Origin of the sequence: Kitasatospora sp. NPDC057198 (assembly GCF_042670125.1) — a bacterium.
Classification (GTDB): domain Bacteria; phylum Actinomycetota; class Actinomycetes; order Streptomycetales; family Streptomycetaceae; genus Kitasatospora.
In genome coordinates, this window is sequence record NZ_JBHUWH010000308.1 from 1 (window position 1) to 9,795 (window position 9,795).

The window sequence follows — 9,795 nt, forward strand, 5'->3', positions numbered from 1 at the left end:
CACCCCGCCCCCCGCCGGGCGGGCCGCAGCGGCAGCGGCCCGCCCGACGCACCCCCAGATCCGTTTTCGCACCACACCGCGGCCCGCGCCCACCCGGGGCCCGGCGGCCGCCGACACCGGGAAGGGCCGGACCATGGCTGGCACCACGACCACGCAGGCCGAACACGGCGAACGGCAGGAGCTGACGGCGGCCCAGGCCGGCGTCCTGGCCGCGCAACGGATCGACCCCGGCAGCCCCGCCCACAACGTCGGCCAGTACGTCCGGATCGACGGCCCGTTCCACCCCGACCTGCTCGAAGCCGCGCTCGCCCGCACCCTCGCCGAGGCCGACGGACTGCACCTGGCGGTGGACCCGAACGGCGAAGGCGCCCGCACCCGCCGCTTCGACCCCGCCGCCTGGACGCTCGCCCGGCTCGACACCCGCGGCGCCCACCACCCCGAACAGGCCGCCGTCGACCTGGTGCGCGAACAACTCGCCCGCCCCGCCGACCTGTCCGGCGACACCCTGCACGGCGCCCTGCTGGTCCGTACCGGGCCGGAGCGCCACCTGTGGTTCCAGTGGTTCCACCACCTGGTGATCGACGGCTACGGCGTCGCCCTGTTCACCCGCCGGGTCGCCGAGACGTACACCGCGCTCGCCACCGGGGCCGACGTCCCCGACAGCCCGCTGCGCCCCGCCGCCGTCCTGCGCGAAGCCGAACGCGCCTACCTGGACGGCGAACCGGCCGCCGCCGACGCCCGGTGGTGGCAGCAGCGGTACGCCGACCGTCCGCAGGTCCGCGCCCTCACCGAGCAGCAGGCCCCCGCCGCCCCCGCCGCGCTCCGCCACCGGACCACCCTCGACGCGCGCCGCACCGCCCCCGTGCTGGCCGCCGCCGGGGCCGCCCGCGCCACCTGGGCCGAGGCCGCGCACGCCGCCCTCGCCGCCTACCTGCACCGGATGACCGGCACCGCCGACCCCGTCCTCGGCATGCACCTGATGGCCCGCACCGCCCCCGGCACCCCGCGGGTGGTCGGCATGGCCGTCAACATCCTGCCGCTGCGGCTGGCCGTCGGCCCCGCCGACGACTTCGACACCCTGCTGCGCCGCTCCGCCGCCGAACTCAAGGACGTCCGCCGCCACCAACTGCACCGCGGCGAGGAACTGCGCCGCACCCTCGGCCTGGTCGGCACCGACGAACGGCTGTACGGGCCGCTGCTCAACATCAAGCCCTTCGACCTCGACCTGGACTTCGCCGGCAGCCCCGGCCACACCGTCAACCTCGCCGCCGGCCCCGTCGAGGACCTCTCGCTGTCCGTCGCCAAGACCCCCGACCACCGCCTCCAGCTGGAGTTCGACGCCAACCCGGCCCTGTACACCGAGGCCGAACTCGCCCTGCACACACGCCGGTTCACCGCCCTGCTGGAACGCCTCGCCGCCGCGCCGGACCGCCCGCTCGGCGAACTGGAACTGCTCGCGGACGAGGAGCGCGCCGACGTGCTGGAGCGCTGGAACGCCACCGGGCACGACGTCCGGCCCGGCACCCTGGTCGACCGGATCGCTGACCGGGCGGCCCGCACCCCCGGTGCGGTGGCGGTCGTCGCCTCGGACGGAGAGCTGACGTACCGTCAACTCTGGTCCTCGGCCGGAGAGCTGGCCGAAGAGCTGGCCGCCGTCGGCGCCGGACCGGACACCGTGGTCGCCGTCGCCGTGCCGCGCTCCGCCGAGCTGATGGTCGCCCTGCTGGGCGTGCTGCGCTCCGGCGCCGCCTACCTGCCGCTGGACACCGACCACCCGGCCGAACGCCTGGCCGGCATGGTCGAGGACGCCGACCCGGTCCGGGTCCTCACCGTCGGCGCCGTCCGGGACAGGCTGCCGGAACAGGCCAGGGCCCGCGCCCTGCTGCTCGACGCACGGGAGCCCGGGGCGGCGCGCGCCGAACCGGTGCCCGCCGGGCCCGACCACGCCGCGTACGTCATCTTCACCTCCGGCTCCACCGGCCGCCCCAAGGGCGTCCTGGTCACCCACCGGGCCATCGCCAACCGCCTGGAATGGATGCAGCACGAGTACCGGCTCACCGCCGCCGACCGCGTCCTGCAGAAGACCCCCGCCGGATTCGACGTCTCCGTCTGGGAGTTCTTCTGGGCCCTGGGCGAAGGCGCCACCGTCGTCCTCGCCCGCCCCGACGGCCACCGGGAACCCGGCTACCTCGCCGACCTGATCGCCCGACAGGCCGTCACCACCCTGCACTTCGTCCCCTCCATGCTGCGCGCCTTCCTGGAGGAACCCGACCTCGCCACCCGCTGCACCACCCTGCGCCGCGCCTTCTGCTCCGGCGAGGCCCTCCCCGCCGACACCGTCGACCGCTGGCACACCGCCCTCCCCGGCGTCCCGCTGCACAACCTGTACGGCCCCACCGAGGCCGCCGTCGACGTCACCCACCACGCGACGCGCCCCGGCGCCGGCAGCGTCCCGATCGGCCGCCCCGTCTGGAACACCCGGCTGTACGTCCTGGACGCCCGGCTGCGGCCCTGCCCGGTCGGCGTGCCCGGCGAACTCTACTTGGCGGGCGTCCAGTTGGCCCGCGGCTACCTGAACCGCCCCGGCCTGACCGCCGGCCGCTTCGTCGCCGACCCGTACGGCCCGCCCGGCACCCGGATGTACCGGACGGGCGACCTGGTGCGCCACCGGCCGGACGGCGAGGTGGAGTACCTGGGCCGGACCGACGACCAGGTGAAGATCCGCGGCTTCCGGATCGAACTCGGGGAGGTGGAGGCCGCCCTCGCCGCACTCCCGGGCGTTGCCCACGCCGCGGTGACGGTCCGCTCCACGGCGAACGGCGCCAAGCAGCTGGTCGGGTACGTGGTGCCGCCCGCTGCGGACCCGCAGGCGCTGCGCGACCGGCTGGCGGACACCCTGCCCGAGCACTCCGTACCCGCCGTGATCGTCGGCCTGGACGCGCTGCCGCTGTCCGTCAACGGCAAGCTCGACCGCAAGGCGCTCCCCGCACCGAACCCCGGTACGGCGGGCAGCGGGGCGCCGCGCACCGAGACCGAACGCCTGCTGGCCGCACTGGTCGCCGAAGTCCTCGGCCTGCCGGTCGAACAGGTCGGCGCCGACGACAACTTCTTCTCGCTCGGCGGCGACAGCATCTCCGCCATCCAACTCGCCAGCCGGGCCCGCCACGCCGGACTCGCCCTCACCCCGCGCACCGTCTTCGACCGGCGCACCGTCGCCCGGATCGCCGCCACCGCCACCCCCGCCGAGACGGCGGCCCCGGCCCCCGCCGTCGACTCCGACGGCCCGCTGCCGCCCACCCCCGTCACCGAATGGCTCCGCCACCAGGGCGGCCCGATCAACCGCTTCGCCCAGTCCACCACCCTCACCGTCCCGGCCGACCTCGACCTGCCGCGACTCGTCGCCGCGCTCGACACGCTCACCGGGCACCACGACGCGCTGCGGCTGCGGCTGCACGTCGGCGGTGCGGGAGGGGAGGAGGCGCCGCGCGGGTCGGGAGGGGCGTCGGAGGGGAGCGACGCGCTGCGGCCGTACGGCGAGAGTGCGGACGGTTCCGTGCCGTGGACGTTGGAGGTGCGGCCCGTCGGGGCGGCGCCGGCCGCTTCGCGGGTACGGCGGGTGCGGGTCGCGCCCGGGGAGCTGGTCGCGGCGGCGGAGGTCGAGCGGGAGGCGGCGGCCGGGCGGCTGGACCCGGGGCGCGGGGTGGTGCTGCAGGCGGTGCACCTGGACGCGGGGGCCGGGCGGGACGGGCTGCTGGTGCTGGTGGTGCACCACCTGGCCGTGGACGGGGTGTCCTGGCGGATCCTGCTGCCGGACCTGCGGGCCGCGTACGAGGGCCGTCCGCTCGCCCCGGTGCCGACTTCGCTGCGGGCCTGGACGCTCGGGCTGGCCGAGGCCGCCGCGAGCGCGGCCGTCCGGGCCGAACTCCCGTACTGGCGGCGGCAGTCGACGCTGCCGCGGGTGCCGCTGCTGGCCGAGCCGCCGCTCGACCCGGCCCGGGACACCGCCGCCCGCACCCGCCGGCTGCGGCTGACCCTGCCCGCCGGGCGCACCGCGCCGCTGCTGACCGCCGTTCCGGCCGCCCGCCGGGCCGGGGTGGACCACGTGCTGCTGGCCGGCCTGGCGCTCGCGGTGCGGGAGCGCCGCCGCGCCCTGCACGGGACGGCCGCCGCCGACGGGCTGCTGCTGCGGCTGGAGGGCCACGGCCGGGAGGACCAGCTGGTGCCCGGGGCGGACACCTCGCGCACCGTCGGCTGGCTGACCAGCGAGTTCCCGCTGCACCTGGACCTGGCGGAGCTGTCCGGGCCGGGCGCCGCGCTGTCCGGGGTGAAGGAGCGGCTGCGGGCGCTGCCGAACGCGGGCACCGGCTGGGGCCTGCTGCGGTACCCGGACGCCGCCGGGGTGCTCGCGGACGCGCCCGAACCCCTGCTGCTCTTCAACTACCTGGGCCGGTTCCAGGCCGGCGGCGAGCCCTGGACGCCCGCCCCCGGCGCGGGCGACGCGATCACCGCCACCACCGACCCGGAGCGGCCCTGCGGACACGCCCTGGAGATCGGCGCGTTCGTCCACGAGCGGCCCGGCGGGCCCGAGCTGACCGTCCAACTGACTTGGCCCGAGGCGCTGTTCGGCGAATCGGAGATCCGCGGGCTGGCCGCGGAGTGGTTCGACCGGCTGGACGAGCTGGCCCGCTGGGCGGCCCGCCCGGACGCCGCCGCCCCCACCCCGTCCGACGTGCCGCTGGCCGCCGTGACCCAGGCCGACCTGGACGCCCTGGCGGCCCGCCACCCGGGCCTGTCGGAGGTGCTGCCGCTCTCCCCGCTCCAGGAGGGCCTGCTGTTCCACGACCGGATGCTGCCCCCCGGCGACGACGCCACCTACACCTCGCTGACCTCGCTCGACCTGCACGGCCCGCTCGACCGGGCCGCCCTGGCGCGCGCGGTGGACACCGCGGTGGGCCGGCACGGCGCGCTGCGTGCCGCGTTCACCCTGACCGCCGCCGGGGAGCCCGTGCAGGCCCTCGTCCCCGAGGTCCGCGTCCCGTGGAGCACGCACGACCTGTCCGGGTTCGAGGAGGAGCGGCAGGCCGCCGAGGGCGCCCGGATCGAGGCCGCCGAGGCCGCCCGCCGCTTCGACCTGGCCCGGCCGCCGCTGGTGCGCTGCGCACTGCTGGTGCTCGGCCCCGAGCGGCACCGGCTGCTGCTGACCCGGCACCACATCGTGATGGACGGCTGGTCCACACCCGTGCTGCTGCGCGAGGTGCTCGCCGCGTACGGGGGCGCCGCGCTGCCCGCCGCGCCGCGCTGGGCCGACCACCTGGCCCACCTCGCGGCCCGCGACACCGCCGCCGACGCCGCCGCCTGGCGCGCCGCCCTGGCCGGGCTGGACGGCCCGACCCTGCTCGCCGACGCCGTCGGCACCACCGACAAGAGCGAAGCACCGCAGGGCGCACGGGAGTTGGAGCTGCCGATCCCCGCCGGACCGGCCGCCGCGCTCACCGCCGTCGCACGCCGCCACGGCCTGACCCTGAACACCCTGGTGCAGGGCGCCTGGGCGATCCTGCTGGGCCGGCTGACCGGCCGCACCGACGTGGTGTTCGGCGCCACCGTCTCCGGCCGCCCCGGCGAACTCTCGGGCGTGGAAGCCGCCGTGGGCCTGTTCAGCAACACCGTCCCGGTGCGCTTCACCCTCGACGAGGACGAGCCGGCCGCCGCCGCGCTGGCCCGGCTCCAGCGGGAGCAGTCCGCGCTGCTCGACCACCAGTACCTCGGCCTGGCCCGGATCCAGGCCGACGCCGGGCACGGCACCCTGTTCGACACCCTGCTGGTGTTCGAGAACTACCCCGTGCAGCCCGGTGATTCGGCCTCCGGCGCGCTGCGCGTCGGGGCGATCGGCAACCGGGGCGCCACCCACTACCCGCTGACCGTCCTGGTCCTGCCCGGCGAGCACCCCCGGCTGGCCGTCGAGTACCGCCCCGACACCTTCACCCCCGCCCGGGCCGCCGACATCGGCGCCCGCCTGCTGCGCCTGCTCACCGCCATCGCCGCCGAACCCGACACCCCCGTCGGCCGGTCGGACGTCCTGACGGCCGAGGAGCGGCACACCGTGCTGACCGGCTGGAACGCCACCGACCGCCCGGTGCCGCCCGGCACCGCGGTCGACGCCTTCCGCGCCACCGCCGCCGCCCACCCCGACCGGACCGCCGTCGTCCACGGCGACGAACGGCTGACCTTCCGGCAGCTCGCCGAGCGGGTCGAGACGTACGCCCGGCACCTGGCCGCGCTCGGCGCCCGCCCGGACACCGTGGTCGCGCTCGCCCTGCCGCGCTCCGCCGACCTGGTCGCCGCCCTGCTCGGCGTGCTCGCCGCCGGGGCCGCCTACCTGCCGGTCGACCTCGACCACCCGGACGAGCGGATCGCCCTGATGCTCGCCGACGCCACCCCGCTGCTCACCCTCACCACCGCCGAACTCGCCGCCGGGCGGCCCGTGCTGGCGCGCTCCGCGCTCGGCGCCGTCCCGCTCGCCGCGCTCGGGTCGCTGGCAGCCGAACCCGTCCGCCCCGAGCCCGAGCACCTCGCCTACGTCATCCACACCTCCGGCTCCACCGGCCGCCCCAAGGGCGTCCAGGTGCCGCACGCGGGCCTGGCCAACCTGCTGGAGCACCACGGCGGCACCGTCTTCGCCCGAGCCGTCGCCGCCGCCGGCGGCCGCGTCCTGCGGGCCGCGCACACCGCCTCGTTCTCCTTCGACTCCTCCTGGGAGCAGCTGCTGTGGCTGCTGCTCGGCCACGAACTGCACGTCTACGGCGAGGAGTTGCGCCGCGACCCGCAGGCCCTCGCGGCCCGGCTGCGCGCCGACCGGATCGACACCCTGGACGTCACCCCGTCCTTCGGCGCCCAACTCGTCGAATGGGGCCTGCTGGACGACCCGGCGCACCGCCCGCTGCTGTTCCTGGTCGGCGGCGAGGCCGTCGGCGACACCCTGTGGCAGCGCCTGCGGTCCACCCCCGGCGTGCTCGGCCACAACTTCTACGGCCCCACCGAGTACACCGTCGACACCCTCGGCGCCGACCTCGCCGACAGCCCCACCCCGTCCGTCGGCCGCCCGATCGGCAACACCCGCACCTACGTGCTGGACGCCCGGCTGCGGCCCGTCCCGCCCGGCACGCCCGGCGAACTGTACGTGGCCGGGCCCGGACTGGCCCGCGGCTACCGCAACCGGCCCGGCCTGACCGCGGGCCGCTTCGTCGCCGACCCGTACGGCCCGCCCGGCAGCCGGATGTACCGCACCGGCGACCTGGTCCGGCACCGCCCCGACGGCAGCCTCGACTACCTGGGCCGGGAGGACGACCAGGTGAAGATCCGCGGCTTCCGGGTCGAACCCGGCGAGGCCGAGGCCGCGCTCGCCGCGCTGCCCGGCGTCGCGCAGGCCGCCGTCGTGGTCCGCCCCGCCCCCGGCGGCACCAGGCGCCTGGTCGGCTACCTGGTCGCCGCCCCCGGCACGGACCCCGACCCCGCCACGCTGCGCAAGGCGCTCGGCGAGGCGCTGCCCGAGTACCTCGTCCCGGCCGCGCTGGTCGTGCTGCCCGCGCTGCCGCTGAACGTCAACGGCAAGCTCGACCGGCACGCCCTGCCCGAACCCGGCGCCGACGCGTACGCCGCGCCCGCCGGGGCCGCCCCGTGCACCGAGCGGGAGGAACTGGTCTGCCGGGCGTACGCCGAGGTGCTCGGCCTGCCCGCGGTCGGCGCCGACGAGGACTTCTTCGCCCTCGGCGGCCACTCGCTGCTCGCCACCCGGCTGGTCGGGCGGCTGCGCGCCGCGCTCGGCACCGAGGTCGCCATCCGCACCCTGTTCGAGGCCCGCACCCCCGCCGCGTTCGCCGCCCGCCTGGACGACGCCGCCCGCCCGGACGACGACCGGCCCGCCGCCCGCGCGGACGACACCCGCCTGGCCGCCCGCCCGCGCCCCGAGCCGGTCCCGCTCGCCCCCGCGCAGGCCCGGCTCTGGTTCCTGGACCGCCTGCACGGCCCGTCCGCCGCCTACACCATCCCGTGCGCGCTGCGGATCGACGGCGCACTCGACCCCGGGGCGCTGCGGGCCGCCTTCGGCGACGTGCTGGCCCGGCACGAGGCGCTGCGCACCGTCTGCGCCGAGCACGACGGCCGCCCCCACCAGCGGATCCTGACCCCGGCCGAGGCCGGTGTGCCGTTCGAGCTGCGCGAGGTCGCCGGACACCGGCTGGACGCCGAGACCGCCGCCGCCGGCGCGCACGTCTTCGACCTGACCGGGGAGATCCCGGTCCGCGCCGTGCTGCTCAGCGCCGGGCCGCGCCGCCACGTGCTGAGCATCGCGCTGCACCACATCGCGGCCGACGAGTGGTCCGAGGGCGTGCTGCTGCGCGACCTGGACGCCGCCTACACCGCCCGCCGGGCCGGGCGCGCACCCGAACTCCCGCCGCTGCCAATCCAGTTCGCCGACCACGCGCTGTGGCAGGCCGAACGCCCGCTGGAGGCGCAGTCCGCCTACTGGGCCGAGCGGCTGGCCGGCCTGCCCGCCGAACTCGCGCTGCCCACCGACCGCCCCCGCCCGGCCGTGGCCGGCGGGCGCGGCGGCGCCGTCCGGCTCGCCCTCCCGGACGAACTGCGCACCGCCCTCGCCGAGTTCACCCGCAGCAGCGGCACCACCCCGTTCATGGTGGTGCAGGCCGCCGCCGCCCTGCTGCTCGGCCGGCTCGCCGCAACCACCGACGTCGCCCTCGGCGCCCCCGTCGCCGGACGCGGCGACGCGGCACTGGAACAGCTGGTCGGCTTCTTCGTCAACACCCTGGTGCTGCGCCACGACCTGGGCGGCGAACCGGCGTTCGCCGAACTGGTCGACCGGGCGAAGGAGACCGTGCTCGGCGCGCTCGCCCACCAGGACCTGCCCTTCGACCGGCTGGTCGAACTGGTCAACCCCGAACGCACGTTGGGCCGCCACCCGCTGTTCCAGGTGATGGTGCAGTACCGCAAGGAGGCCGGCGGCCTGGACGGTCTGCTCGGCGCCCGCACCGCCCTGCTGCCCGACCCGGTGCACGCCGCCCGCTTCGACCTGGCCTTCACCTTCGTGGAGTCCGCCGACGGCACCCGCACCGACCTGACCGTCATCCACGCCGAGGACCTCTTCGACCGCGCCACCGCCCGCCTGCACGGCGCCCGGCTGCTGCACGTCCTGGAACAGGCCCTCGCCGACCCCGGACGGCCGATCGGCCGGATCGAACCCGTCTCCGCCGAGGAGCGGCGCGGCCTGGCGGGCGGCTGGAACGCCACCGGCATCCCCGTCCGCGAGGGCACCCTGGTCAGCCGGATCGCCGAACGCGTCGCCGCCACCCCCGAAGCGGTCGCCGTCGACTGCCTGGGAGAGGAACTGACGTACCGTCAACTCTGGTCGCGGGCCGGTGTGCTGGCGTCCGTCCTGGCCGCCCGGGGGGCCGGTCCGGACACCGTGGTCGGCGTCGCCGTGCCGCGCTCCGCCGAGCTGATGGTCGCCCTGCTGGGCGTGCTGCGCTCCGGCGCCGCCTACCTGCCGCTGGACACCGAGCACCCGGCCGAACGCCTCGCCGGGATGATCGAGGACGCCCGCCCGGTCTGCGTCCTCACCCCGCCCGGCGCGCCCGCCCCCTGGGCCGTGGACGGCATCCCCGTGCTGCCCGTCGACACCGCCGGGCCGGCCGCGCCGGCACCGGCCGGGCCCGGCCCCGACCACGCCGCGTACGTCATCTTCACCTCCGGCTCCACCGGCCGCCCCAAGGGCGTCCTGGTCAC

General features: G+C 77.3%; 1 protein-coding gene. It reads left to right on the forward strand.

Annotated elements, in window-relative coordinates:
* Positions 1-133: 133 nt before the first annotated feature.
* On the forward strand, positions 134-9,795 hold a 9,662-nt coding region (locus ACFUEL_RS27785), incomplete at its 3' end, for an amino acid adenylation domain-containing protein (RefSeq protein WP_380239503.1).